This is a genomic window from Limnoglobus roseus (assembly GCF_008254045.1).
Classification (GTDB): Bacteria; Planctomycetota; Planctomycetia; order Gemmatales; family Gemmataceae; genus Limnoglobus; species Limnoglobus roseus.
The window spans coordinates 7,196,517-7,219,478 of record NZ_CP042425.1 but is presented as its reverse complement, the minus strand read 5'-3'; the positions used below and the strand labels follow the sequence as shown (position 1 = coordinate 7,219,478).

Sequence of the window (22,962 nt, the reverse complement as noted above, 5' to 3'; positions counted from 1 at the left end):
CAACTGTTTACTACGCCGCATTCGTGGCCGCAACGGTTTCTTCCATGACCGCGGTGTCGTTGTTTGAGCGGTACCACTGGCGGCTTTTCGTGTCGTAGGTGAAGCCTTCCGAAATCAAATTGCGGCGGGTCGCCTCCTGCGGTTTACCCACAAACGTGATCGATTCGGTTACGGTCTTGCGGTATAGGTACTGGTTGGTGCTCATGGGATTGTCTCCTTCACTTGGTTGAGAGACCGCCTTTCGGGCGGATGTTTCGGCTAAAAGCCGCGAACATACCCCGGAGGGCGGCGAAGGAACGAAGCATGGCAGGGGAGGTGAAGGCACGGGGTCGGCGGGACGCTAAATTGGAGCGTCAGCGCCCGCGAGGAGCGTTAGCGGGGAATTTAGTGGCTCGGCGACGCTCGCGCTTGCCCCTTGCGTTCACCTGGGCAGCATGCCCCAACGACAGAGATGTGCCGACGCCTTCGTGCGGCGGTCGATCAGGCTACCGGCTCAATGGAACTGCGACCTGAACCACTCGTCCCCCGATTGCGGCGGGTCGTCCTTTCTAGCCACCATGTCGAGCATCCGCTTGAACCCCGTTTGCTCCGCCAGTTCCATAGCCTCCTGGGCCTGGGAGGGATGATCGAGGACTCGGCAAAGCTGGGAGATCAGGCCCTGTACGTATCGTTGGCAGTGGATCAACGGGGGCGGTGTGATTTCTTCCATAGCAGAATATTACCGTAGCGGGCGAAATTTGCCATCGGGACTTTTGGAAGCGCAGTCATTCTCATCCCCGCCGGGAAGGCTATCCAGGCTCAATGCGTTGACAATCCGCTCGGCTTCGGGCAAGGTTCGTGTGCTTGGCGTCCGTCAGGATGAACAAGGGCATACCCGGTAACGGGTGGAGTATCGCCTCGATCGATGATGCCCTTGGTATCGAGCCGAGAAAGGCCATGCTGAGTATTTCCTCACATGGTCTTGCCCGCAAGGCCCCGCAGGATTGTGCCTGACCCTTGTGGGCGCTCAAGACCTCTGAGACCGATCACTGCGTAGCGGGGGTTGGTCTGGAGGCCGCCGGGGTTGATCGCCCGGCGTAGGCTGTCCCCGCTCTGACGAAGGCTCAAGTCCCACTTGGGTTACTGACGTAGGCAGAGTGGGGTTGATCCCGATGCGGCTCCCTTCGGAGTTCGGCCAGCTGGTCTGGTGACGCAGGTCAATCCTGCCATCGGGACATAGCTCCGCCCTTTTCTGCATCCCCGCAATGGGGGACTGAGCATGAGGTTGTCACCCTGTCAGCTCATGCCTTTCGGCAGCATACTCGGTTACCTTGCCATCGCTGGCCACCACCTTCTCGCCAGGCGGCGTCTGCATTGGGCGCTTTTTTGAGCGCACCCACGCCGTAGGCTATTCTGACTGCGAGAACATTCGCCTACAGCGCCCGTTACTCCGTGTCCATGCGGTACATGCCGTAGGTTGCTGGGCAAGCAGAGCCTACAAATATCTGCTTTGGGTACGGGAAGCAGCAACCGGGAACGGCACATGGGGAAAAAGCGCTTGCGTCAATTTGCCAGGTATGGCAAAAAGGCACTGGTAGCTACCGGTTGCGTTCTGCCGTTACAGTCGCAATCAGCCCCGGCAAGTGGAAGCTTTGCCGGGGTTTCTTTTGGTAGAGCACGGTTTTGTCTCGATTGCAAGTACACAGTTTCATGCTCAAGCGTGACCGCTAAGCCTCGCGCAAAACTCGTCACGGAACATCTTCTCGGCATGGGTTCCGTCAGCAAATTTGGTGCGCGTCAGTGCCGTATAGAAGCGGCGCATCCGCGTTTCGTTCAAGTCGTGCGGCGGCTGCACGTCGATCCTGCCGAGGGTTCCGGGCGTACGCTTGAGTACCCGCTTCGTCCAGTTCGTCTGGCCGCCGCTTTCAGAAATCAGCGTCGTCGTTTCAGACGCGCTCACGAAGTCAAAGGCTCCCTGCGTGGCTACTATTTGGAGGTGACAATCGGCTCTTGATTCCCATTCCAGCTCTCCTTCTGCCTCCAAGACGTCGATCAGACGGTTCCGAAGCCGTGTGAAGCCGCTTTTGAAAGTTGCCACCTCTTCCACGCCGTCGCTAGAACCGAAGTCAGTTTTGAGTTGCTCGACCTTGATCACGTCGGGCGTGTGGAATAGGAAGCAGCACCCGTTTTTGATCGCCTGGCAGACGGCGGCGGCCATCTTGGAACCAGGCTCCGTGGAGAACGGAGCCGGAATAAGCGTCGTGGTCGCGATGATGACGGCGTGTTTTTTGTTCAGAAGCCCGAAAGCTTCCATGACCAAATCGTTGGCAGCGCGGAGTGACGTCGGGGGCAAATCTCGAAGCCGGTCGAGGATACCGAACGGGTCAGTCGCAGGCCGCTTCGGCGACGAGAAGAACTTCATCTCGTACTCTACCTCTGCCTCATCCGGCGTCATCGCGGGGATTTGCAAGGCAAGGCAGATTCTCTCGAAGGCCTCTCGGGGCCACCTGTTGCTAGTCATCCACTTGTAAGCGATGGATTTCCCGTAACCGACCTCGTATGCCAGATCGGATACGTTCTTTCCTAACTCCTTGAGCTTCGATTCCGCAAAGAGACTAAAGGACTGCATGAATCGCTCCTGAGACGGTAGGGGAGCAGGCGGGTTCGTGAATTAAAGAATGATCCTCAACAACATCACAAGAGCAATCCATGGTTTTTAGGCAGAATTCCACCCTCTCTTCCATTGGACTCGATCAGCCTGAGTGAGCGGAAAACACGTTTGACCTTCATGCGCCCTGGGCGAACAGTTCTTCGGGAGGTGATTCTCGCATTCACCTCCCGCCACCTTCATCCCCATTCCCAATTCTGGAGGACTGCCATGGTGCCGCAATTGGAAGCTACGCGCATCGAGAGACAGCAACTGGCCGGTGGCAACACGAACGGCACCTACGTGCCTGAATTTCCCATCGACAACCTCGTGGCCAAATACGACCGCGACCCTGACGGAGAAGCGACGAAGCCGAAAGGTCTATCGCTCGACGAACTCACGGAGAGCCTCAAGGAAAACGGCGTGCTCTCACCGCTCATCATCTCGAAAATGTTTCGCATTCTCGGCGGCAACCGTCGTGCACGCGCGGCGAGGAAGGCTGGCCTGAAGGTAGTCCCTGTCTTCATCCGCGAGGATATTGACACGGACGAGAAGGAACTCGCCGCCGTCTTGGCGATGGACACCCAAGAGAAGAGAGACCCTGCCTCGACGGCGAAGCTCATCTCTGACTTCGCCAAAGAGCACGACTGCACGATCTCGCAGGCGGCGGAAAAGTTCGGCGTATCGGCTTCAGTTGCCTCTCGGCTGAAGGCGTTCGATGCCCTGCCTGCTGATCTAAAGCAACGCATCCACGACAAGCAGTTACCCTTCCAGGCTAGCCCAGAGTTGAAGCGGGCGAAGCCGGAAGCGTTGGAGTTTTTCTCGGGAATGGGGCCGAAAGATCGGTACACGCTCGCGCAGGTGAAGGCGCTGTTGAAGCCGAAGAAGAAATCTCGCGGAATGTTCATCGTGATCCGCTGGGGATGCTTCTCTTGGACACTTCCCATCGACGCCAAACCGGAAGATTTGGAGTGTGCGTGCCGCGAGGTGGTCAAGATCGCCGTTAAGATCTTCGCTCTCGGCTACACCATGGAAGACCTGCCAAAGGCTCTGCTCGCCCAGGGTAACCTGCCGCCAAAGTAACCCTGCCAACCACCCAGCCCCAATCGCGGGGCTGGGTTTCTCTCTCGGAACTCAACAACCATGAGCCCTCTTTTTTGGCGGCCTCGCGCCGCTTCTGTTCCGGCGTGCGCGCCGATCCTCATTCACACGAACCAACTGGAGTGTTACCCATGAGATCGAGGTGGAGAATGAACGAGATTTTGATCACGGCATCGCTGTGCTTCTGCGCGCTTGCGCTGGTTGCGCACAGCGTCTACACGTCACGGGCGGCCACAGGCAAGTTAGCCCGAGGCGGCACAAACGATGTCCTCGACAATCGCTTCTTGGAGCTCAACACGGGCGTCCCGTACTGCAACCGGGACATCGTCCAGGGCTGTCTTATCCTCGGCCAAACAGGCTCCGGCAAGACTAGTGGACCATTGTTCACTATTCTGCGGAACGCCATGCAGTCGGGCTTCGGCCTCACGCTGCTATGTGCCAAGCCCTCCGACCGTGCCGACTATCTCGCCATGGCCAAGAAAACTGGCCGCGAGAAGGATGTGATCGTCATCGACCAGACGGCCGCCCATCGGCTGAATTTTTTCGATTCGTTTCGAATGGGTGCGGCAGACGAAGTCACGATGGCTCGGATGATGTCCCAAGCGTTAGACGTTTTCGCCGAGATTTCCTCACGGTCAGGGGCGAAGTCCGGTGGTGGTGATGACCAGTTCTGGGTTAACTCGTACAAGCGGAAAGCCTTCGTCGTCATCCTGCTGCTGCTCCTGGCCGATGAGCCGGTCACGCCCGCAAATATCCTCGCGGTGGTTCACAGCCTGCCACGGTCACCAAAAGACCTCACACTCGCTTCGTGGAAGGATAAATATTGCTCGCATTGCTTACGCACGGCTTTTGCGAGGTGCAATGCCGATGGCCGCAAAGAATCGTTCCGTATTTGCGACGAGTACATCACCCTAGAGATCTGCACTCTCGCGTCGAAAACTCGCTCCATCATAACCGCCTTCCTGACCGGCGTGCTTGACGTGCTGTCCACCGGGATTGCGTCGAAGGTGCTGGCTTCGGAATCGACGTTCAACCTGGCCGACGCCATCGCGCGGAACGCCATCATCATCGTTGACTTCCCATACTCCGCCTGGCAGCAAGTCGGTCAGTTCATTGCCGGCGGGATCAAGCACCTCGTCGAGATTGAAATCCTGAAACGAAGCATCAAGCCGGAGACACTCCCGCATTTGATCGGCGCCGATGAGGCGGCCAACGTCCTCACCGAGTACGACCAGACCTTTATCAGCATGTCACGCCAGTTCCGCGGCACACTAGTAGGCCGTCACGCTTTGATTGACGGATAAAGTGAGCGGAGTTTGACCCGTGCGTCGGGCGTGGTGAACCGCCAGTTCACTCCGACCATCTGCTCGTTCCGCTCCTCCTCCCAGGCGGCCACCTCCTTGCGGAGCCGGGCCATCGTCCCGATCCGGCGGTCCAGGCATTGCTTCGACAGGGCGGCGAACTCGATCTCGGCCATGTTCAGCCACGACCCATGCTTGGGCGTGTAGTGCCACTCCAGCCGCTCGGCGATCCGCCGCGCCCGGACCGGGTCGAACGCCTCGTACAGGCAGGCGGTCGAGTGGGTGTTCAGATTGTCGGTGACCAGCACCAGGCGATCGGCATCCGGGTACAGGTCCTCGGCCAGCCACCGGAGCACCTCGGCGAAGTCCTTGGCCGTCCGCCGCTCGGTCGGCATGACGTACCGCCAGCCGAGCAGCGGCTGGAACAGCATGAACAGGTTGGCCACGCCCTCCCGCTTGTACTCGTAGTCGTACCGGGCCGGTAAGCCGGGCCGGGGCGGGAGCGGCACCCGGGTCTCGCTCACCAACTGCTTCGGCTGCTCGTCGATGCAGATGAGCGGGCGATCCTCGTCGTACGGGCGGTGGTACACGTCGAGTACGTCCTCCATCCGCGCCACGAACTCGCCCGACGGCCCGCCCGGCAGGCACCACTGCTCCCGCAGGTGCGGCTTCAGCTCATTTTTTTCAGCGTCCGCCGGACCGTTTCATACGACACGGCGGTCACCACCTCCAACTCGACCAGCTTGTCGGCGAGCATCCGCAGGGTCCACGCCTTGCGGCCGTCCGGTGTTGCCGAACACGCCAGTGCGACCAGCCGCGCTTCGGCGGCCCCGTCGAGGACCGGCGGTCGGGGCGGGGCAGTCCGGGCCCGGGTGGCGAGAGCGGCGTCGATGCCCTCGGTGACGAACCGCTCCCGAATCCGTTCGACCGTTCGGTGCCCGCACCCGAGGGCCTCGGCCACCCGCCGGTCCTCCCACCCTGGCCCGCCTTCCGTCTGGTCTGTCAAAAGCAGGATGCGGGCCCGTGTGACGGTCCGGGCGGACCGCTTTCCGGCCCGAGTCAGCGCGTCCAGACGCCCGCGCTCCTCGCCGGTGAGGGTCACGACGTATCGCTTGCATGGCATGGCGGGCATCCTACCGGGGAGCAAGGGCGCGGGGCGGGGCCGGTTCATTTCACGCCGATTACCGACCCGCGGCAAGGACGAAGGCGTTCATCCAGTTGAGGTCGGTCAGCTTCGGCCACGAGGGGGTGGCCGCGAAGGTGTCGTCAATGGAACGGCTGGGCTCGTCAGTGGACTGGAACCAGACCGCCCCTGTGGTCGCGTCCGTGGCGGCGAGCGCGTACCCTGGGTGCCCGGCCACGGACAGGCAGTAGAACGCCCCCACCCGGCCGACGACGAATTGCCTCGTACTCCCGACCCAAGGCTTATTCCCGAGGTACGAGCGGCCCAGCACCTCCCGGCCGTCCATGGCGATCCGAAGGTCCAGCATCATGCCGTAGTCCTTCGCGTCGACGTATTCGATGACCTCGCACTCGCACCGCCCGTCATCGGACCGAGCAACTTGGTACGTGGTCGGGCCCGAACGAGCCCCGCAGCCGGGCGTAGGGAGGACGATCGCGATCGCCGCGGCGATCGCGGCCATGGCCCTCGCTGCACTCGCCATTTATGCTCTCGTGGTCAAAGGGGGTACGGCATCCCTGATGCGGGTATCAGCTTATCGCGCCCACCTCCACGACGGCTACTTACCCTTCCGCCGAACAAAGCGTGACAAGCCACTAGTTTACGCGGTTCAAGGTTATGAATCGATCCTCGGAGCGTTCCCTGGCGGCCATGCCGAGGACAAGGTGGACGCGCTCGTCGGTAACCTGGCCTCCATTTTCGTCGCTTTGCCTACGCCCCGTACTGCCAAATGGGTTTGCGAGGGTATGGGCCGCGAGCGAAAATTCACGACTTCTTCGAGCACGTCCTTTGCCAACAACTCGGGCAGTTCCCACAACGGCGGCCCCGATGGCCCCCAAGTCAGCGCGTCCGTGTCCGAAATCTACGAGGCCGTGATTCAGCCGAGCGAACTTTTTCGGATGCGCACCGGCTCTGCCCGCCATGGCTTCAAAGTCGATTGCCTGCACATCAAAGCCGGAACCGTATTTCCGTCCACCGGCTACAACTTCGTGCCGGTAACTTTCACCCAGGAGCGACTATGAGCCCGCAAACTCAAGCCCGCGAGGGCATGACGCACGCCCAGCGTAAGACCGCTTTTCTCGTATTGGCGTCCATTGGCTCGGCACCGATCCGCACCTGCTTCTCCGCCCCTCACTCGATTGGATGGCGGCAGGCATCTTCCCCGGCGACATGGATGGGATTGGCTCTCATGTTCCTGTGGGGCTTGTTCGGCCAGAGCGAACTCCTCGCCTACGGCCTCGCCCCGGTTGCGTTGCTATTGACCGCCTTGCAAGCCGGGAAGGCCAAGCGCGATGGCAGCGTTCACAGCAATTACATCGGAACGTCAATATTCGCCCGCTGGTTCACCGACCCGCACCGGGCCCGCTATCTCGAAGCCGCCATCACCGTGGGTTCGGGCTTCTTCATCCGCGACGCGGATCACGCCCTCGGGGCATGGCTGATTGCCGCAGGCTTAGGCCATGCCATGGTGATGAACTGGATCTCTCGCCGCGAGACGTACATTCGCGCCGACCAGGCCGATGCACTGCACGAAGCCCGGAATCGCTCCGGGTCAAACGATCGCCCGCCCCTGTTTTGAAGGAGTTTCTGATGAAGAAGATTTTGGACGGGATTGCCGAGGCCATTGCCGACGCCAAGCCGGAACTTGCTGCCGCAGGGCGGCAAGGAACATCTGAACTGGCGCAGGTGTTACCCGCATTCCCTTCGCAGGGGATGACCCCTGTCGAGACCATGGGCACGGTAGGCAATCCGACGCCCCAGGAAGTAACCCAGGATCGCGCCGCCGTGCGGGATGATTTCCGCAACGACTATGACACGTTCCTCGCTGAGCGGGCTGAAACGGCCCAGCAAGTGTCTCAGGACAAGGGCAAAGAGCCTGAGATCGACATGGAGTGACCTGGCTTTAAAACACGCGGCTGGGTGTCCTGGCCGCGTTCCTTCAAGAGAAAGGTTCCGATGAAACGAGCACTCTGTATCGCGGGGGCGTTTATTTATCTTGCGTGCCCTATAGATCTTATGCCGGAAATCCTTTTCGGGCCGTTCGGCTACATCGACGATATCGTCGTCATGGCGCTGGCCTTCGGAGTGACAGGGAAGATTCCCGAGCAACTCAGGGGAAAGGCTACCGAGCCGGTCAAACAGCTCAAAGCCAAGAAACGCCCTCGGCCTCAATACGTCGAGGACGCCGAAATCCTCTCTATGCGCATGCCCGGCCGCACTGCTCCGCCGGTGGTGACTTTCCCCCAACAGACGGCAGCTCCGCCGCCCGCTCCTCCGGTTGACCACGCCAAGATCGCGGAGGAGGCTGCGCGCCTCGCGGTCGCCAAGGCCATTGAATCGCTCTCGGCCGATCATCTCAAGCAGATGCTCGCCCAGAAGACGGCCATCATTCCGATTGCTCGAAAGCAAGCGTGACCCTGTCCCCCAACCTGGGGCGCATGACGCGCCCCTTCCTTTCAGGAGCTTCCCATGCTCGATTCGCTCTCGGTATGCGTGTTCACGTCCACAACCTACGCCCACGTCATCCTCGCCATGATGTGCTGCTTATTTTTCAAACAGTACCAACTGCTTTCCAACATGCAGAGGACAGTCGATTCCCTGAAATCCCGCGTCGATCACACGAACAAAGTGCTCCACGAAGTGGAGTACGACACCTACCAGACTGCCCGATACCTGCGCGACCGCTTCTAAACCCCCAGAGGAGATACTCGTGTCCGACAAATGGCCCAACCATTGCCCCCGGTGCGTGAAGGCCGACATCGCGGCAGATAAGGCCGTGAACCTGGCGTTGAAACTTCCCGCCATTCTCGTGCTGTCCCCCGAGCAACGCCTGCTCGTCATTGCCGGGTACTTTGCCCAGGCCGTGGAAGAGGCGATCCAAGCCAAGCCCGTGTGGACGTTCCCGCCTTACAGCTCCAACTGAGGAGGCTCCCATGCGCTCAGCGTTAATTGCCTTCTTGCTCTGGCCAGCGTTACCAATGATGGCATCCGTTGCGCCGGTTCAGCAGCCCGCCGAGTACGCTGAAAAGGCCGCCAAGCCCAAGCCGGTGCCGAACTCCTGGTGGAAGGTCGCCCGGAGTATCCCTTGGCACATGTGGATGGGATTTACCCTGTACGTGGCGGCCATGATCTTCTGCATCTGGAAGCGATTGACTACCCGCCGTGCCGGTTAATGCAACACCACCTGGGCATGGACGCCCTTTCCCTTCCCTCCAGGCCTTCCACATCGTCGAGCGAGAAACGCCATGTCCGCTCAAACTCCGTCCATGATGAGCATCAAGCAGGCTGCGTTCTATTGCTGTGTCTGCCCCAACCTCGTGCGCGACTGGGTGAAAACCGGGCGGCTGGCGCATTACCGGATCGGGGCGGCGGGGAAGCGGGGCAAAATCCTCGTGCTCAAGGATGACCTCGATCAACTTCTGGCCTCCTTCCGTGTGAGCACGCCAGTAACTCAGCCCGCCGTGCCGAGGGCCTCAAAGCCGGTGTCGCCGCATGTGAAGCTTAAGCATCTGAAGATCGATTAATAAGCCGCACGTACAAATCAAATAAAGCTGAGAAGGATTGACGCCGCGGGGCCTCGTCTGTCATAACGCACGGATGAAACGCCTCGCATGGCTCACTGACATCCACCTCAACTTCCTCTCGCCCCCGGCTGTGGATGACTTCCTACGCACGCTCGCCGACACGAAAGCCGATGGGTTTGCCATCACCGGCGACATTGCCGAAGGTCCCGACGTGGTCGAGCACCTCGAAGCCATCGCCGAGTCCGTCAAGCGACCGGTTTACTTCGTCCTGGGGAACCACGACTTTTATCGGGGATCGATTGCCGGGGTGCGGGAGAAGGTACGGGACTTGTGTGCGGCCGTCCCGAACTTGCACTGGATGACGGACGATGGCGTCATTCCTCTCACCGAGAATGCCTGCCTGGTCGGCGTGGACGGTTGGGGCGACGGGCGGGTCGGGGATTACGACGGGTCTACCGTGATGCTCAACGACTGGGACTTGATCGAGGAATTCGATGGGCTCAAGGAGTCGAAGTTCGAGCGATTGAAGAAGCTCAACGCTCTGGGCGATGACTCGGCGGACCGCCTCCGCTTATTGCTGCCCGAGGCCTTAACGGGCTTCCGGCATGTCGTTGCATTGACTCACGTTCCGCCGTTCCGCGAGGCCTGCTGGCACGATGGCAAAGTTTCCGGCGAGGACTGGCTACCGCACTTCACCTGCAAGGCCGTCGGGGACGTGATGGCGGTGGCGATGGCCGGTGCACCGGATCGGGACATGACCGTGCTGTGCGGCCACACTCACGGCGGAGGGGAAGTGGAGATGCTGCCCAACTTGCACGTGCTGACAGGGGGAGCAGAATATCGACACCCGGTGATTCAGCATGTTCTTGAGGTCGATTGAAACAAATCGCTTGAACTCAGTTCGGAAACGAGATAAGCGTTGGGTGACTGCGGCGCGGTGCGAGGGAATATCCGAAGCACCTGGGTGCCGAAACCTGTCCTTGTCGGTCGGCCCGGCGGGAGTGTGACCGCAGTCACAAAAACAACGAATTAACGGTCCGTAGGTCGTGAAGAGAACGGAGGCGGCGAAAGCTGGTTGAAGTCGGTGCGGGTGTCCTTCCATCCAGCCGAGAGGTGCTAGGACCGCGAATCAGGACTCGGAAACCCTAGACGTAGACCAAACGCTGGGCGAAAGCCGCTTCTAAATGGCGGTAATGCGTGACAGGCCGGAGAGACGGTCAAAGAATACCCGTAGGGGTGAGCAACAAAAATTTAATCGGGAGGATAGAGAGAAATAGTGACGAGCCCAGACGGAGGACCGGCCTACCCGGTGACGGAAAATAACTTTCATAACCCTGGCGGATCACCCTCTTGTGGCCTGTCTCTTCGAGATTATTTCGCAGCCGCTGCGTTGCAAGGCATGATCGCATGCGGCAAAGAGCCATTACTCAATGGCGTTCGGCACGGGGTCGATGTGCTGGCATATGAAATAGCCGATGCCATGTTGAAGCAACGAGAAATCTTAACCAAGGAGGCCCTATGTCAATCGTAGATATTACAGATGAAGTACAGCGGCTCCGCGAAGTGGCCTGGCGATCTATCGATACGGTTCCGCAGAATACGAGGGTGGACGTTTGGGCCAAGAAGTGGCTCTCGGACAGCGACAATTTCGTTTACAAGCGGTTTGCCGACTGCAAATCACGACCTTCATCGTTTTATGACTCCAGTACTCATCCCGATTGGGATGGCGTTGAAAATGGGTGGTGCCCCACTCATTGGATGCCGATTTTTCGTGGGCCTTGCGATGACTCTGCGGAAGTTGCAGAGTGACTCGCGCCGAACTCGAAACAATCGTCATGTCTTGGGGAGGCGTAGACAACTTCGCCAAGGTCATGCACGTCACGCCCCGCACCGTGTACTACTGGCTCGCCGGTACGCGACGGATCACGCCGATGGCGGAGACGCTGATCCGGATGCTTTCGCCCACCAACAACTCGTGATACGATCCCGACAAGCTGATCTATTGACGCACGATGGCCGAGACGTGGCAGAGAAGTTGTGACAAAATGTGGTGAAAGAGCTGAATTCGTGGTACTCTTAACTCTGCCAGGGTTCAGCCTGCCACAGTCCAAAAAGCTCTAATTTCTAGGCGTTTTTGCGGGAAATTGGCCACATCGCCTTCCCGACTGAAAATCGCTAGGTCCCCGGTTCAATCCCGGGAGTGACCACTCAATGCACTCCGGTGCAGAGGGGTGCAAGTTGATGAAAGGGGCTGCATTTGCAGCCCCTTTTTCATTTTTCTCTTCTGGGGCCGCGTCAGACACCGTAGTGCAAATCGGTGCAGGTTCGTGCGGATCGACGCGAGCAGGTGGTACAAGGATTGGTACAAGAATTCCCGTCTCCTTCGTGGCTGGCAGGCTCGGACCAAACGACGGTAACTTTTCGACCGCCCCCGCCAAGTCGTCCATGCGAGTGTGCATGTACCGCATCGTCAGCACCGGCGTGCTGTGGCCGGCCAGTTCTTGGATCGTCGCGAGACTCACGCCCTCGCGGCCGAGAAGGGTGATAAAGCTGTGCCTCAGCGCGTGGAAGTCGACAAATTCCGGCCCATTCGGCCCCTCCACGCAGTACGGAATGCCGACCGCTTCAAGATCCACCCGCATCATTTCTGCAGCGACGGGGTGCCAGGTGCCCGGCCAGATTTTCCCGGTCGCAGGGCGTGTCGTCATGTACGTTCGAAACGAATCGGCGATGTCTTTCGGAATCGGCTGAACCTTCAGCTTCTTCGACTTGTTCAGCTTGGCGGTCAGATCGATGTATGGGGGTGTGGCATCCAAGTGAAAGTGCGCCGCCGTGAGGTTGGCGACGGCGTTCGCGCGGAAGCCGGTTACCGCGGCGGCCAGGTAGATGTGATGGCGGTCTTCCCCGGTCAGGTCTCGAAACGTCCGCTGGCTGGCCCGCGTGGTTTCGAGCATCCGTTGCATCTCGTCCGCGGAAAGCTCGCGGCGGTTCCTCCGAATGTCGGTCTCCTCGGGGACGAGTTCCATCGTGTCGAGCGGGTTGGAAGCGATCCGCTTGGCCTTCAGGAGCCAACTAAAGAAACCGCGGAGCGACGTGATGTAGTGGTTTATGGCCGACGGTCCAACGCCGCGCGCCGCACGATCGGCCAGGAACTGAACGGAGGCACGGGTAATCCGTCTCGCTCTCCCGTGCCCCGTTGCGTCGAGTCGGTGCCGGACAACGTGATCGGCGAGAGCATCGCGGCTGATTTCGAGCAAGGCCGCGGTGGCCTTCATGGTGAACAACTCAACCCCGGCGGGAAGTTCGACCGCCGGCCGGCCGTTCCGAAGCGAGTTCAGCCACTTGGCCACGGAACCGACGTCCACGTCCGCGGGGAATACAAACCCGCAGCCCTGGAGAACGGCCGCCACGTATGCTCGTGTGCGCTTGATGTGGTCCTCACTGTCCCCCTTCGTCTGCAGGATGGCCGCGTACTCGTCGAGGTGCGCGTTTAAGGTTCGTCGCCCGTGGGCCTCAGTCGGGTCGATCAGCCCTTTTCTCTGCCGCTCGGCCTGCAGTTCCAACTTCGCGAGCAGTTGCGCCGCAGCGGCCTTATCTCGGGCCAACGGCACGCACTGGAGTTCCCCGTTCCCGTCGCGATACTTGCCGTACCACCTGCTCGTCGGCTTCAAGTAGCTCCGCCCATCCGCGGTGAGCGGGAACACGAACTTCCGGCCCCGAATCGTGACGCGGACGTGAGGCTTTCCGCCCTTCGTCACGGGCTCGGCCTTGGCGGGGACTCGAACGGAAAAAGTCGGTCGGACCAAAGAACTCATCGAGGCACTCCCGAAACTCAAGTTCTCAACTGCATCGACCTGTCGAGCGTTCACGACGAGCGCCCGGGTTCCTCGCCTCAACGAAGAGAAGCCTTCGCGGCCTTTCGTGCGTTCCAAGTGGCACGATCGGGCGCACCGGCTTCTATCCAGGCCCGCACTTCAGGCACAGACCAAACGACCTTGCCGCCCACGCGAACGGGTGACGGGATTGCACCCATCGAGTCCCACGTCCTGATCGTCCGAACCGAGACGGTCAGGAGTTGGGCCAAACTTTTCGCGTCAACAGCGAGGGGGCGAAGTCGCTTTGTCGGTTTTTTCGTCGTCGTCATGGTCGTTCCGTGAGAAAAGCCTACCCGCTTGTTTCGTTGTTAATCGTCACCGGCATCATGTAGCCGCGCGAAGCCATCACTTAGAAGCATCGACAAGTTCGGCCCGAGCGCAGAGCGAATTTGCTTTCGGGGCCGAACTGCATCAGCATTGTTGATGCACTTCGCAGCGGCGGGCCGTGCCCCGCGTCTGGATCCGCCATGGGCCGAGGATGAACGTGATGTCGGACTCGTGGCTCATGCCCGGCCCTCCGCGCTACGCGATTCGAACTTGGTCAGGTTGCGGATGTAGTCGAGTTCGACCGTGCCCGTTGGCCCGTTTCGGACTTTGGCGACGTGGCAGTCCACGCGGTGCGTAGTCAGGCTCGGGTCATCGTCGAGGCGCTGAAGCAGAAGGATCACGTCCGAGTCCTGTTCGATCTCCCCGCTATCGCGAAGGTCGCTAAGCCGCGGCTTGCCGTCGGGCCGGCTCTCGACTTCTCGGTTCAGTTGCGCGAGGCACAAAATGGCCGTCCCCGTCTCCTTCGCCAGCGCCTTCATCGCCCGCGACGACGCGCCCACTTGCTGGTATCGCGGCGCCTTCGCGTCGTCGCTCCGCAGAAGTTGCAGGTAGTCGCACACCACGAGTTTTATCGCGTACCGACGGACGGCCGAACGTACCAACCCTGCAACGGCGGCGTCCGTAATCCCAGCCTTGTCGCAAATGTAGATCGGCAGTCCGCCCAGCCCGCGAGATCCGCGCGCGGCGTTGATCCTACCGGCTTGGTCTCCGGTCAGAGCAGGCCGTTCGCGCGGAGCGCGGCGGGGGTGGCGTTGTTGGGGTTCGTGGCGGTCGGGGGCGGTTGGATCGGGCCGACGTCGTCTTCCCACCGGCGGCCGTTCAGCCACGTGGCCGCGTGCGTGATGTACTTCCCGTTGTCACTCATCCACTTTGAGGATCGTCGTTGTCGATCGATGGCGGCCAGGAGGACGGCGAGCAGTTCGGGCGACGGGTTGAGCTTGTGAAACGCCCGGATCGCATCCTGCTTTGCCTCCCGCTTCGGGTATGCGGCCCAGAACGTCAGGAACGCTTCGCTCTCGTCGGCCTTCGGCTTCTTGGTTTTCTGCTTTGCTGACTTGGTCCTATCGACAGGATCGAGCGAACCGCTTCGGGTCGCGTCTTCCTTGGGGAAGGGAGAGGAAGAGGAAGAGGTAAGAGAGTGCGTCACATGCTGCCCGCTTTCTACGTCGGATTGTGCCCGGATGCTGTTCGGTTGCTGTTCGCTTTGTGCGTCAACTTGACGCAGCATCTGAACAGAATCGTCGTCACTCGGCCCGTCCGGCTTGCCCTCCTCCTCGGGCGGGATCGTAACCCAATACATGGCCGCCCGTCCCTTTGTACCGGGGGTGTAGTGCAGCCATCCGGCCGATGCCGCTCGATCGCGAGCGCGTTCCATGGAACTGCGGGAGAAGCCGCACTGATCGGCCAGGTTGGTCGAATAGAACGACACGGGCCCCGAGTACCGCTTCGCGTCCTCGGTCATCACGATGATCGTCAGCAACCAACAGGCATCCGGCCCGATCCGATTACCCGCGCATGTCCGTGCCATGAGGCGGATGAACCGATGCGCGAAGTGCGACGGCCGACGGGGGTAGGTATCGATCATGATGGGTGCTGACGACTGGTTCACCGGCCGTCCCCCGGCCCGAGGATGAACCGCTCTAATACCGCGACGCGCCGGGCAAGGTTGTCGATCAGCAATTGCTCGGCGGTCGGTTTCGGGCGGGGCGTAGTCGCCTTGGCGATTTGTTCGGCATGAGTGCCGACGCCGCCAGGCGGTGGTCCGAATGGCCGGCCGTTTGGCAACAGGCCGTACAGGTTCGATGTCCGACTCATGGCGCGTACCTCTTACGGGCCGGCCCTATCGGGCCGGTTATGCAGGGGAAGGTTGTGGGGGTGATCAGTTCAGATGCGTGGCGGCGAGATTGGCCTCGTGCCGGGGCGATGTACTGTCAGATTGTCCGGCTCGAATCCGCAGCACCAACCGGAGCAATTTTCGCAACTGGTTGGCTTCAGAGTCCAATCCTTCGATCCGCGAACGCAGAACATCCGGTTCGGGGAGAATCACTTCGGTGGTCGGCGGCATTATTGGCCCTCTGGTGACACCACGATTATGACACGAGTCCCGCTAAAGGATGTGACCGGCGATGTGACAGTCACATCGCCGCGTAACCGCCCTTAACTTTCTTTAGAAGCCCCTGCTTCACCATCCACGAGACTGCGTGGCGGACACCGCTCGGCGTGGAGCCGAAGTGCAGGGCGATTGCCTTCCCTTGTGCCTTGCCACCGGCGGCGCGGATCGCCTCGAATATGAAACCCTGGAAATCCTCGCTTGGCGGATACCGCTTATGCTTTGGCTTAGCCTGTTCAGACTGGGAAGCGTTAAACGCGATGGTCGCGGCCGACGTCTCAACTGTCCGTGCCCACGCATCAATGGCATCGAGGACCGGATCGATCTGGTTTATCCGGCCGAACGGTCGAACTGGATTGGGCACCGTGCTGTTCAGTGCGAGCATTGATGTCCAGCAGTTCGCCACGATGCGCTGTGCGAACTCATCGGGGCGGTAATCCCGCAGGTGTTCGGGCATTGCCCATCGAACCGCGGTGAACGTCTCACCTTCGAACCGGCGGATCACGCCCCCGTCGGCAAACACCGTGGGATCGTCCAACCGAACTCCGCTGAGGGCCGTGAACAGTTCGTCGTTCAGGAGACTGGAGAGGTGCCATCGCCGAGCGTGGTCGGCGATCCAGTCGGTTGCCAGCACGGCCGCCGCGGACCGAGCTACGCCGGTGTACTGCCGTAGTTCGGCAACGCTCGCGATCGTGTCGCGAAGGGGAAACGTCCCGTCACACCACCGCCATTGCCACGTCCGGTCGATGTCTTCGAGGAGAGCACGGCCTCGGCACTCATCGGTCGAACTCGCCCATACTTCGACGGCGTGACGCCAGGCGATACGATCAACGGCGGAGCGGCGGAGTCGGACGTCAACGGGAATGAAAGAACAAATTGCCGATGACGGTGGAGTGGTCAGCATAGGTCTAGTTCCTGGTGTGCGGCCCGGCGGTCCCACGGGTGGGAACTAGTCACCCATGGGACCGGCCGGCATGGACTCGCTGGTGGCCGCCAGCGAGTCTCCGCTCATAAAGAACCATCGACAGGAGGTCCGAAATGCAGAGTGAAAACCGTTCATTCTTTAAGCACGGCCCCATCCTACAGCCGTTGCACCCTGTCCCAAACAGACAAATCGGAACTCGGACGCACGCAAAAACGCCTTGAAAACTAGCGACGCGAGAGCCATGAGCGTGAATGGAGCCTCCGATTCGCCTTGATTTCCAGGGCTTGCAAAAATGGTCGTGAAGGCCACGAGCGGATGGCAGGCGCGAATTCGCCTGTTTTCGAGCCGTTTCTTCGGATGGGAGGGTTGAGCGACGTGAGCGGGATGAGAATGGGACCGGCCGGCGGTCCCGCGCGAACTACCGCACGGAACCGACGGCCGACGATGGGCTGGATTCAGCCCGCACGTCTAACCCACGACACGATCGGCGACGGACGCGAGTGAATGCCGCCCGGCCCGAACCCCGACAGCGGGCCGAGCAGCTTGTTCAGCGCGTTGTCGAGAGGATTGTCTTCGTCGAGCTGTACGAAATTGTTCCCACGCTCGACCCGGTTCACGAAACGACTCAGCAACCCAACTTTCACCAGCATCAATAAGCAATCCTCCGAGTCTCCCTCGTCGAGCGCCTGGAAGAAGTCTCTCAGGTCTTCGAGTGCATCGTGCAACATCTCGAAGCCGGTCGGCCGATGGATGTCCGCCATCAGGGCCTCGATCGAGTCCGGCTCAACGGCGGGCGTCGGCTTCTTCACGGCAGCCTTCTTGGACACGGTCTTCGTTGGCTTTGCGGCCTGCTTCTTCGGGGCATGTTTCGCAACGGCATTGGACATGTTCGTGACTCCATACAGGGGTGAGTGAAACGGAAGGCCGGCTGATACCCGTTATGGCGTACTGCGTCAAGTCGAACCCTACGCCAAGTCGGGCATTGGCCGAAGCGACTGAATCTGAGAGAGTACGCCATAACGGGCATGGCCGAGGAATTCGCATCGACGAGGTTTTGTGATGACATTCGGTGAACGGCTCCGGGAGCTTCGAGCTGATCAGACGCAAGAAGCGATCGCCAGAGCAGCGGGCGTTCCGATCGGCACGTACCGCAACCTCGAACAAGGGCGGCGGTCTCCGAGCTGGCCGAATGTGGTACGGTTGAGCCGTGCGTTGAACGTCACTTCTGCCACATTCGATGGCTGTGATGAAGTGGCTCTTCATGAACCCGCCAAGAAGAGGGCCAAAAAGAGACATCTCCCGAAGGCCAAGCTACAGCCGAAGGGGTGAAGTCTTGAATCTTCGTAACGGCGCCTGACATGGATCACTCCTTCAACAGGATTAGAACATTGCAACATAGCTGACGAAGTCATGCGATCATGGGCACGTCGCCCGTACGCCACTTGTGTGTACATCGTCAGTGCGGGCCTAGTGACGCGAGAAAAAATCTTGAAAATCCGACGAACAACGTACGCACAATGTTCATCCTATGTCGATACTCATTGCAGCATCACGATGGACGATAGACGCTCCTCCGTTACACTCTTGGTGTCCTCCCCTTCATCACGCTGGTGTTCGCGCATGGCCAAGGGCAAGTCGAAGAAGGGCAACGAAAGCTCAGGCGAACGGTTCGGCCTTCGCGTCGATGCCGAATGGCTTGACCGTGTGAACAGGCAGGCGGATCGGATGGGACTGAGTGCGTCCGCTTACATCCGAATGGCTACAACAAAACAACTTGAACAGGACGAAGCAAATCAACCGGTACAGAATCAGAAGAAATGACCGCTGCCAACTTCTGGCTGAAACTGGCTGAAGTTGGCTGAATTGGTCCTAACTGGTCCGGTCCAGAATCTCCGCAGCAGATTTTTCCCACTCTCCGTGGGGTTTCATCTTGAAGCCCCATCCGTCGTCTGCCGATCTCAACTCAGTTAATCGCCCGTTTCAGCTCACCCGAACAAGGAGCCTCATGGCGTCGCTCACTCGCGCGATCAAGACTTACTACGTCGACCACAACGGCCGCAGGTGTCCAAAAGACGCCGTCGGGGCAAAGAAAGTCACCGAAGCGTCGAAGAAGTGGTACGGGCGATCGATACCCAGCTTGCCTCCAAAGAAGAAGGTGCCACTCTCGGCCGACAGACAGGTCGCAGAACGCATGCTTGCCCGCATGGTGGCGAACGCCGAACGGGGCATGCTGGACTTGCACGCCGTCGGTGATGAACGGGTTCCACTCCTCGACCATCTGAAGCAGTTCGCCGATCATATGTCCCTCGGCTTGGCGTGCAAAATCCGCGGGAAGGCGAAACGGCCCGCGCCACCGCAAGTCGCGCTGTGCGTCCAGCGGATCCGCCACGTCCTGGTGGCGTGCCGATTCGAGAATGCGATGAGCTTGAACGCGGACGCGCCGGCCGCTCTCGCTAGGTGGCTGCAAACTCGTCGCGCGATCACGAAGGCCGAGGGCGGGTTGTCCGCTCAAACGGCCGACTTCTACCGCAAGGCCGCACGCCGGTTCGCCTGGTGGCTTTCGGTGCGAAAGCATTTGCCCGTTCGCCCGGACCTGTTTGATGACGTGCCCGGCTTTGACCCGCGAAACAATCGGGTGCATCTGCGGCGGCCGTGTTCGACCTCGGAACTAGCGCGCCTTCTGCTCGTCACTCGTCAGGACCCGGGCGATTACCGCGGCATGTTCGGGGAGGATCGGTTCTTTGTCTACCTTCTCGCGTTCGCGACCGGCTTCCGGGCCTCGGAGTTAGCCGTCCTCACGCGGGCGAACTTCGCCATCGACGCAGACCCGCCCGTGATTAGGCTGAGAGGTGATCAAACAAAAAACGGCCGGCCGGCCCGGCAACCGCTGCCGCTCGGCGTGGTGACGGAGTTCCGCCCGTACCTCGAGTGCAAGCCGGCGGACGGGCCGCTGTGGCCCGGGACGTGGTGCGAGAAGCCGGTGAGGATGCTCAAGCGGGACTTGGATGGCGCGGGCGTCGTGTACCGTGAGGAAACGGAAGACGGTCCCCGGTTCCTCGACTTCCACGCGCTCAGGCATTCGTTTGTGTCCGCGCTCGCGGCGGCAGGCGTGGGAGTGAAAGAACTTCAGACGCTGGCCCGGCACTCGGACCCCGCGCTGACGCTCGCGGTGTACACGCATTCGACCAACGCGAAGCTAGCGGAATCGGTCCAGAAGCTGCCGCTTCCGATCGGCGGCATGGGAGCGGTCAACCCTTGGGACACGATGACGCGGGAGGAGTTGCAAGCCGCGTTGGCCTGCTCGCTCGCGCTGAATGCTGTGCTGATGGGCGGCGCGAGGAAGCCGGGCGAGGCCGGGACGAGTCCGGTGTGAAGCGCGACCTCGCTCTCCAGTTCCTCTCCAGCCGACCCCATTTGAGGTGACTGTCGATGCGTGAACTACCCGTTCCTCCCGATGCGGCGACCGCGCAACAGGCCGTCGAACTCTTCCGGGGCTGGATTGTGGACGGGCAGTTTCAATGCGCTCTGTTTCCGACCGTGTGGAAGAACGATCCCGCCAGTTGGGGATCGTTCTTCGCCGATGCCGCGCTCCACGTTGCGAACGCCATCGCAGAGGCCACGGGCAGCGATTCGAAGGCCGTGCTGAAGAAGATTGTTGAAGGGTTTGGGGACGAGATTTCCTCGTCTGCGGGCGAACGGGAGGGCGGCTTTCTCGATGGATGAGGCCAGGCACGGGGATCACAGCGGCGGCCACTGTTTCTCGACGCCTTCGACCTCGACCTCCCGCACCCGTTCCGGGATAACGCCGAACCGCTCAGCCACGTGCTGCCGCGACTCAGCCACGCTCGCGCCGGCGTCTTGCGCCGCGACGAGCGAGGCGAAGATGCGCTGACGAAGTTCTCGCTGTCGACGGTTAACGGCGGTCATGGTCGAAGCCCTCGGTGGTGAACCAAAGTTTACCACCCGTCGCGCTGAGAATCCGAGAATCGGACCTTGCACTTCGCCCGCGGCCGCGGGAAGATTCGAGACAGTGCGCGTCGCCCACCTCGGTGAGCCTGTGATATGTCCAGCAACCATCAAAGGTCGGTACGACACATGCTCTTCCTCGTTGGCATCGGCCTGATGACGATCGCCGTTGCTGGTGGGGTTGCGGTCGGAGTGGTCAAATTCGTACAGGACCGCGACAACCGCGAGGCGAGCCGCCGAGAAGCCAAACCGCACTCTCCTGCACCCGCGGCCCAGGCGGACGAATTGAACCCGCCCCCGGTTGCCCCCGTGAAGAGGACGCCCGGGCCTTACGATCACGTTCGCCGGTGGGCACCCGGTGAACAGGCGGTCGTTCAGGACAAGTCCGACGGGTGGCTGAATCGGGCCTACGTCTTCGACGGTTTGCACACGATGGAACTCTTCGCCACGTTCTCGCGGGCCGCGGACGAAGAGGGGATATCCCAACTCACCCGCGCCGGCCGCGTGCGGAAGATTCCCGCGGGCACAACGGTGCGCGTCATCAGCGAGTCCATCGAGCGAGACCCGTTGGCGGTCTACGCCGTGCGTGTTGACGCGGACGGCGACGAGTGGGACAAGCGGCTGTGTTACGTGACCAACGAATTCATGTACCCGCCCAAGTCGAAGCCCACGCCTAGGCCTTTCGTCCCGGAGGTTGACGTAGAAGACACGCGGCCGCGGTCTGAGATGGACAAGAACAACCCGTTCCGGCCGAAGTAGGTTTTTTGATGCCGACCGATCCCACCCGCCGCCCGCTCTTCGTCGGAGTTGTCGCCCTCGCCTTGGCCGTGGCCACGCTGTCGGCCGTCGTCGTGGTCGCGGTCGTTGATCTCTTGGACTTGCCGTGGTGGATCGTGCAAGAGGTCATCTCACGCAGCAGCGACAGTTTCCGGGCCACTTCGGTCACGCTCGTGGTCGGGGTGGCGGTAACGTCCGGCCCAGCGTTTTTGGCCGAGCGACGGGGCGGAAGGGATCGCACATTCGCCCATCTCGCGGGTGCCTGCGTGGCGGTGGCCGTCGCGGCGTGGTTGGCCGTTGTCGTGGCCGCGGTGAACCAAAAGGCGACGAACGAGCGCGAGCAACGTAAGGCTTGGGAGAAATATCAGTCTCTTCGCGATTGACGGACGAGGCGGTGATTCGACCGCGCGTTCGGCCGGATTCCTGGCGCACGGGTGCGGACACGACTCTCGTCACCCGCCGCCGATCGGGCCACAAACGGCGAGCAACTGCCGATCGAACTCCTCCTCGTCCTCGGCCGGCAACCCGCGTGGCCCGAACCACCGCCCGAGGACTTGCTTCAATGCCGTTGCGGCCGCCACGGACAGCGTCCGCCCGTTCACCTCGTCCAAGGCCAGCCTCAACCGGTCGGCCGCCCGCCGCTCGTTGATCGAAACGCGATCGACGTCCAAGGCGACCGCGGCCGTCGCCCGGCGCAACCCGCTCAGGGCGGCGTCGACGGTTTTCGATTGCCGACTATCGGTGAGGGCTTCAACGAGTTCGTCGGTGAGGTGATGGGCGAGGTCATAGACGGCCGAAATCGTGGGCACAGTCATGGGGCGTCCTGCACGGTGCTTTTCTCGGGGCACATTCTGTATTACGAGAATATTCATCCCTGGTGAGAACACCCAGCATCGGACGACAAAATCTTGCCCGCCCGCCCAGTCGGCTATTTGTTCACCACATGCCGTTCTTAAGAAGACTGCCGGTGTAGTCCCCTCCCCGGTCCGGCCTGCTGAAAGGCGTCCGCCTGCCTCCCGCCCTCACCGAACTGAGATGCCATCCGACTTGCCCGTCCTGCCGCCGGCCTCCTTTGACGTGACCGCGGCCGCCCACGACTTGAACAACCTGATGACGGTGATCGGCGGGTACGCGCTGATACTCGCCGAAAAGCTCCCCCGGGCCCGACGGCCGAATTGGCCGCCCGGATCGTCGCGGCCAACGATCAGGCGACGTGGATCGTCGCCCACCTGCTTCAGACCAGTCCCCCG

Annotated in this window: 31 protein-coding genes; 18 read left to right on the top strand and 13 right to left on the bottom strand. The window is 61.0% G+C overall.

Annotated elements, in window-relative coordinates:
• Nucleotides 1–10: 10 nt before the first annotated feature.
• On the bottom strand, nucleotides 11–205 hold the full coding sequence (locus tag PX52LOC_RS30955; RefSeq protein ID WP_149113702.1) for a hypothetical protein: 195 nt from the start codon (nucleotides 203–205) through the stop codon (nucleotides 11–13).
• Between the two features lie 1,488 nt (nucleotides 206–1,693).
• The gene (locus PX52LOC_RS30950; RefSeq protein ID WP_149113701.1) at nucleotides 1,694–2,608 is read right to left on the bottom strand and encodes a hypothetical protein; all 915 of its coding nucleotides are present in this window, start codon (nucleotides 2,606–2,608) and stop codon (nucleotides 1,694–1,696) included.
• 249 nt (nucleotides 2,609–2,857) lie between these two features.
• On the opposite strand from PX52LOC_RS30950, the gene PX52LOC_RS30945 reads away from it, so the two are divergent.
• Nucleotides 2,858–3,709 carry a ParB/RepB/Spo0J family partition protein gene (locus PX52LOC_RS30945; protein ID WP_168219308.1) on the top strand — a complete coding sequence of 284 codons (852 nt, stop codon included), beginning with the start codon at nucleotides 2,858–2,860 and terminating at the stop codon, nucleotides 3,707–3,709.
• 167 nt (nucleotides 3,710–3,876) lie between these two features.
• Nucleotides 3,877–5,031, top strand: coding sequence for a type IV secretory system conjugative DNA transfer family protein (locus PX52LOC_RS30940; protein WP_149113699.1), 1,155 nt, complete (start codon nucleotides 3,877–3,879; stop codon nucleotides 5,029–5,031).
• On the opposite strand, the gene PX52LOC_RS30935 is transcribed toward PX52LOC_RS30940, so the two are convergent.
• Both PX52LOC_RS30935 and PX52LOC_RS30930 read right to left on the bottom strand, forming a co-directional pair.
• Nucleotides 5,010–6,151, bottom strand: a protein-coding gene (locus tag PX52LOC_RS30935; RefSeq protein ID WP_390635889.1) for an IS630 family transposase whose coding sequence is annotated in 2 segments (ribosomal slippage) — nucleotides 5,010–5,713 and nucleotides 5,713–6,151 — 1,143 coding nt in all. Because the reading frame shifts where the segments join, the coding sequence is not laid out codon by codon here. The genes PX52LOC_RS30940 and PX52LOC_RS30935 overlap by 22 nt on opposite strands.
• A 58-nt stretch (nucleotides 6,152–6,209) precedes the next feature.
• Entirely contained in the window at nucleotides 6,210–6,671 is a 462-nt protein-coding gene (locus PX52LOC_RS30930) for a hypothetical protein (RefSeq protein WP_149108791.1), read from the bottom strand.
• Between PX52LOC_RS30930 and PX52LOC_RS30925 the strand changes: the two genes are divergently transcribed.
• From PX52LOC_RS30925 to PX52LOC_RS30875, 10 genes are all read left to right on the top strand, one after another.
• A complete protein-coding gene (locus PX52LOC_RS30925) occupies nucleotides 6,670–7,230 on the top strand; it encodes a type IV secretory system conjugative DNA transfer family protein (protein ID WP_149113698.1) in 561 nt (186 codons plus the stop codon). The two genes, PX52LOC_RS30930 and PX52LOC_RS30925, sit on opposite strands and share 2 nt — an antisense overlap.
• Before the next feature lie 167 nt (nucleotides 7,231–7,397).
• Nucleotides 7,398–7,787, top strand: a complete 390-nt coding sequence (locus PX52LOC_RS30920; RefSeq protein WP_149113697.1) for a hypothetical protein — start codon at nucleotides 7,398–7,400, stop codon at nucleotides 7,785–7,787.
• Nucleotides 7,788–7,798: 11 nt separating this feature from the next.
• Nucleotides 7,799–8,104, top strand: a complete 306-nt coding sequence (locus tag PX52LOC_RS30915) for a hypothetical protein (RefSeq protein ID WP_149113696.1) — start codon at nucleotides 7,799–7,801, stop codon at nucleotides 8,102–8,104.
• A 60-nt stretch (nucleotides 8,105–8,164) separates the two neighbouring features.
• Nucleotides 8,165–8,623, top strand: a complete 459-nt coding sequence (locus tag PX52LOC_RS30910; RefSeq protein WP_149113695.1) for a YkvA family protein — start codon at nucleotides 8,165–8,167, stop codon at nucleotides 8,621–8,623.
• Between the two features lie 54 nt (nucleotides 8,624–8,677).
• The gene (locus PX52LOC_RS30905) at nucleotides 8,678–8,899 is read left to right on the top strand and encodes a hypothetical protein (RefSeq protein ID WP_149113694.1); all 222 of its coding nucleotides are present in this window, start codon (nucleotides 8,678–8,680) and stop codon (nucleotides 8,897–8,899) included.
• Nucleotides 8,900–8,918: 19 nt separating this feature from the next.
• On the top strand, nucleotides 8,919–9,131 hold the full coding sequence (locus PX52LOC_RS30900; protein WP_149113693.1) for a hypothetical protein: 213 nt from the start codon (nucleotides 8,919–8,921) through the stop codon (nucleotides 9,129–9,131).
• Nucleotides 9,132–9,141: 10 nt separating this feature from the next.
• Nucleotides 9,142–9,381 (top strand): hypothetical protein, encoded by a 240-nt coding sequence (locus PX52LOC_RS30895; RefSeq protein WP_149113692.1) that lies wholly within the window; start codon nucleotides 9,142–9,144, stop codon nucleotides 9,379–9,381.
• Nucleotides 9,382–9,453: 72 nt separating this feature from the next.
• Nucleotides 9,454–9,732: a helix-turn-helix domain-containing protein gene (locus PX52LOC_RS30890; protein WP_149113691.1), complete on the top strand. Its 279-nt coding sequence runs from the start codon at nucleotides 9,454–9,456 to the stop codon at nucleotides 9,730–9,732.
• A 73-nt stretch (nucleotides 9,733–9,805) separates the two neighbouring features.
• Complete coding sequence (locus PX52LOC_RS30885) at nucleotides 9,806–10,612, top strand: metallophosphoesterase family protein (protein ID WP_149113690.1); 807 nt, start codon at nucleotides 9,806–9,808, stop codon at nucleotides 10,610–10,612.
• A 925-nt stretch (nucleotides 10,613–11,537) separates the two neighbouring features.
• The gene (locus PX52LOC_RS30875; protein ID WP_149113688.1) at nucleotides 11,538–11,711 is read left to right on the top strand and encodes a helix-turn-helix domain-containing protein; all 174 of its coding nucleotides are present in this window, start codon (nucleotides 11,538–11,540) and stop codon (nucleotides 11,709–11,711) included.
• 138 nt (nucleotides 11,712–11,849) lie between these two features.
• Here the strand turns inward: PX52LOC_RS30875 and PX52LOC_RS30870 are convergent, their stop codons facing one another.
• The 7 genes from PX52LOC_RS30870 to PX52LOC_RS30840 form a co-directional block, all read right to left on the bottom strand.
• A complete protein-coding gene (locus tag PX52LOC_RS30870) occupies nucleotides 11,850–13,490 on the bottom strand; it encodes a tyrosine-type recombinase/integrase (RefSeq protein WP_168219307.1) in 1,641 nt (546 codons plus the stop codon).
• A 620-nt stretch (nucleotides 13,491–14,110) separates the two neighbouring features.
• Entirely contained in the window at nucleotides 14,111–14,743 is a 633-nt protein-coding gene (locus tag PX52LOC_RS30865; protein WP_168219306.1) for a DnaB-like helicase C-terminal domain-containing protein, read from the bottom strand.
• Nucleotides 14,647–15,414, bottom strand: coding sequence for a hypothetical protein (locus tag PX52LOC_RS30860; protein WP_149113685.1), 768 nt, complete (start codon nucleotides 15,412–15,414; stop codon nucleotides 14,647–14,649). Before PX52LOC_RS30860 ends, PX52LOC_RS30865 begins: the two co-directional genes overlap by 97 nt.
• A gap of 125 nt (nucleotides 15,415–15,539) precedes the next feature.
• Nucleotides 15,540–15,749, bottom strand: a complete 210-nt coding sequence (locus PX52LOC_RS30855; protein ID WP_149113684.1) for a hypothetical protein — start codon at nucleotides 15,747–15,749, stop codon at nucleotides 15,540–15,542.
• 64 nt (nucleotides 15,750–15,813) lie between these two features.
• Nucleotides 15,814–15,999 carry a hypothetical protein gene (locus tag PX52LOC_RS30850; protein WP_149113683.1) on the bottom strand — a complete coding sequence of 62 codons (186 nt, stop codon included), beginning with the start codon at nucleotides 15,997–15,999 and terminating at the stop codon, nucleotides 15,814–15,816.
• A 70-nt stretch (nucleotides 16,000–16,069) separates the two neighbouring features.
• Nucleotides 16,070–16,678 (bottom strand): hypothetical protein, encoded by a 609-nt coding sequence (locus PX52LOC_RS30845; RefSeq protein ID WP_149113682.1) that lies wholly within the window; start codon nucleotides 16,676–16,678, stop codon nucleotides 16,070–16,072.
• Between the two features lie 746 nt (nucleotides 16,679–17,424).
• Nucleotides 17,425–17,778 (bottom strand): hypothetical protein, encoded by a 354-nt coding sequence (locus tag PX52LOC_RS30840; protein WP_149113681.1) that lies wholly within the window; start codon nucleotides 17,776–17,778, stop codon nucleotides 17,425–17,427.
• A gap of 250 nt (nucleotides 17,779–18,028) precedes the next feature.
• Between PX52LOC_RS30840 and PX52LOC_RS44170 the strand changes: the two genes are divergently transcribed.
• The 4 genes from PX52LOC_RS44170 (at nucleotide 18,029) to PX52LOC_RS30820 (ending at nucleotide 20,692) form a co-directional block, all read left to right on the top strand.
• Nucleotides 18,029–18,298, top strand: a complete 270-nt coding sequence (locus PX52LOC_RS44170) for a helix-turn-helix domain-containing protein (RefSeq protein ID WP_149113680.1) — start codon at nucleotides 18,029–18,031, stop codon at nucleotides 18,296–18,298.
• Nucleotides 18,299–18,589: 291 nt separating this feature from the next.
• Nucleotides 18,590–18,790, top strand: a complete 201-nt coding sequence (locus PX52LOC_RS30830; protein ID WP_149113679.1) for a ribbon-helix-helix domain-containing protein — start codon at nucleotides 18,590–18,592, stop codon at nucleotides 18,788–18,790.
• A gap of 184 nt (nucleotides 18,791–18,974) precedes the next feature.
• Nucleotides 18,975–20,342: a tyrosine-type recombinase/integrase gene (locus PX52LOC_RS30825; RefSeq protein ID WP_149113678.1), complete on the top strand. Its 1,368-nt coding sequence runs from the start codon at nucleotides 18,975–18,977 to the stop codon at nucleotides 20,340–20,342.
• Nucleotides 20,343–20,398: 56 nt separating this feature from the next.
• Nucleotides 20,399–20,692, top strand: coding sequence for a DUF5076 domain-containing protein (locus tag PX52LOC_RS30820; RefSeq protein ID WP_149113677.1), 294 nt, complete (start codon nucleotides 20,399–20,401; stop codon nucleotides 20,690–20,692).
• Nucleotides 20,693–20,707: 15 nt separating this feature from the next.
• On the opposite strand, the gene PX52LOC_RS30815 is transcribed toward PX52LOC_RS30820, so the two are convergent.
• Nucleotides 20,708–20,896: a hypothetical protein gene (locus PX52LOC_RS30815; protein WP_149113676.1), complete on the bottom strand. Its 189-nt coding sequence runs from the start codon at nucleotides 20,894–20,896 to the stop codon at nucleotides 20,708–20,710.
• 168 nt (nucleotides 20,897–21,064) lie between these two features.
• Between PX52LOC_RS30815 and PX52LOC_RS30810 the strand changes: the two genes are divergently transcribed.
• Together PX52LOC_RS30810 and PX52LOC_RS30805 are read left to right on the top strand one after the other, a co-directional pair.
• Nucleotides 21,065–21,694: a hypothetical protein gene (locus PX52LOC_RS30810; RefSeq protein ID WP_149113675.1), complete on the top strand. Its 630-nt coding sequence runs from the start codon at nucleotides 21,065–21,067 to the stop codon at nucleotides 21,692–21,694.
• A gap of 8 nt (nucleotides 21,695–21,702) precedes the next feature.
• Entirely contained in the window at nucleotides 21,703–22,095 is a 393-nt protein-coding gene (locus PX52LOC_RS30805; protein WP_149113674.1) for a hypothetical protein, read from the top strand.
• Between the two features lie 69 nt (nucleotides 22,096–22,164).
• On the opposite strand, the gene PX52LOC_RS30800 is transcribed toward PX52LOC_RS30805, so the two are convergent.
• Nucleotides 22,165–22,527: a hypothetical protein gene (locus tag PX52LOC_RS30800; protein ID WP_149113673.1), complete on the bottom strand. Its 363-nt coding sequence runs from the start codon at nucleotides 22,525–22,527 to the stop codon at nucleotides 22,165–22,167.
• Nucleotides 22,528–22,962 lie beyond the last annotated feature (435 nt).

Bases quoted from the DNA above. Each gene is read 5' to 3' on its own strand.
- PX52LOC_RS30920 (WP_149113697.1), top strand. From the start codon at position 7,398: ATGTTCCTGTGGGGCTTGTTCGGCCAGAGCGAACTCCTCGCCTACGGC.
- PX52LOC_RS30925 (WP_149113698.1), top strand. From the start codon at position 6,670: ATGGCCCTCGCTGCACTCGCCATTTATGCTCTCGTGGTCAAAGGGGGT.
- PX52LOC_RS30895 (WP_149113692.1), top strand. From the start codon at position 9,142: ATGCGCTCAGCGTTAATTGCCTTCTTGCTCTGGCCAGCGTTACCAATG.
- PX52LOC_RS30885 (WP_149113690.1), top strand. From the start codon at position 9,806: ATGAAACGCCTCGCATGGCTCACTGACATCCACCTCAACTTCCTCTCG.
- PX52LOC_RS30945 (WP_168219308.1), top strand. From the start codon at position 2,858: ATGGTGCCGCAATTGGAAGCTACGCGCATCGAGAGACAGCAACTGGCC.
- PX52LOC_RS30850 (WP_149113683.1), bottom strand. From the start codon at position 15,999: ATGCCGCCGACCACCGAAGTGATTCTCCCCGAACCGGATGTTCTGCGT.
- PX52LOC_RS30930 (WP_149108791.1), bottom strand. From the start codon at position 6,671: ATGGCCGCGATCGCCGCGGCGATCGCGATCGTCCTCCCTACGCCCGGC.
- PX52LOC_RS30905 (WP_149113694.1), top strand. From the start codon at position 8,678: ATGCTCGATTCGCTCTCGGTATGCGTGTTCACGTCCACAACCTACGCC.
- PX52LOC_RS30890 (WP_149113691.1), top strand. From the start codon at position 9,454: ATGTCCGCTCAAACTCCGTCCATGATGAGCATCAAGCAGGCTGCGTTC.
- PX52LOC_RS30855 (WP_149113684.1), bottom strand. From the start codon at position 15,749: ATGAGTCGGACATCGAACCTGTACGGCCTGTTGCCAAACGGCCGGCCA.
- PX52LOC_RS30805 (WP_149113674.1), top strand. From the start codon at position 21,703: ATGCCGACCGATCCCACCCGCCGCCCGCTCTTCGTCGGAGTTGTCGCC.
- PX52LOC_RS30800 (WP_149113673.1), bottom strand. From the start codon at position 22,527: ATGACTGTGCCCACGATTTCGGCCGTCTATGACCTCGCCCATCACCTC.
- PX52LOC_RS30910 (WP_149113695.1), top strand. From the start codon at position 8,165: ATGAAACGAGCACTCTGTATCGCGGGGGCGTTTATTTATCTTGCGTGC.
- PX52LOC_RS30950 (WP_149113701.1), bottom strand. From the start codon at position 2,608: ATGCAGTCCTTTAGTCTCTTTGCGGAATCGAAGCTCAAGGAGTTAGGA.
- PX52LOC_RS30815 (WP_149113676.1), bottom strand. From the start codon at position 20,896: ATGACCGCCGTTAACCGTCGACAGCGAGAACTTCGTCAGCGCATCTTC.
- PX52LOC_RS30955 (WP_149113702.1), bottom strand. From the start codon at position 205: ATGAGCACCAACCAGTACCTATACCGCAAGACCGTAACCGAATCGATC.
- PX52LOC_RS30915 (WP_149113696.1), top strand. From the start codon at position 7,799: ATGAAGAAGATTTTGGACGGGATTGCCGAGGCCATTGCCGACGCCAAG.
- PX52LOC_RS30820 (WP_149113677.1), top strand. From the start codon at position 20,399: ATGCGTGAACTACCCGTTCCTCCCGATGCGGCGACCGCGCAACAGGCC.
- PX52LOC_RS30810 (WP_149113675.1), top strand. From the start codon at position 21,065: ATGCTCTTCCTCGTTGGCATCGGCCTGATGACGATCGCCGTTGCTGGT.
- PX52LOC_RS30940 (WP_149113699.1), top strand. From the start codon at position 3,877: ATGAACGAGATTTTGATCACGGCATCGCTGTGCTTCTGCGCGCTTGCG.
- PX52LOC_RS30825 (WP_149113678.1), top strand. From the start codon at position 18,975: ATGGCGTCGCTCACTCGCGCGATCAAGACTTACTACGTCGACCACAAC.
- PX52LOC_RS30830 (WP_149113679.1), top strand. From the start codon at position 18,590: ATGGCCAAGGGCAAGTCGAAGAAGGGCAACGAAAGCTCAGGCGAACGG.
- PX52LOC_RS44170 (WP_149113680.1), top strand. From the start codon at position 18,029: ATGACATTCGGTGAACGGCTCCGGGAGCTTCGAGCTGATCAGACGCAA.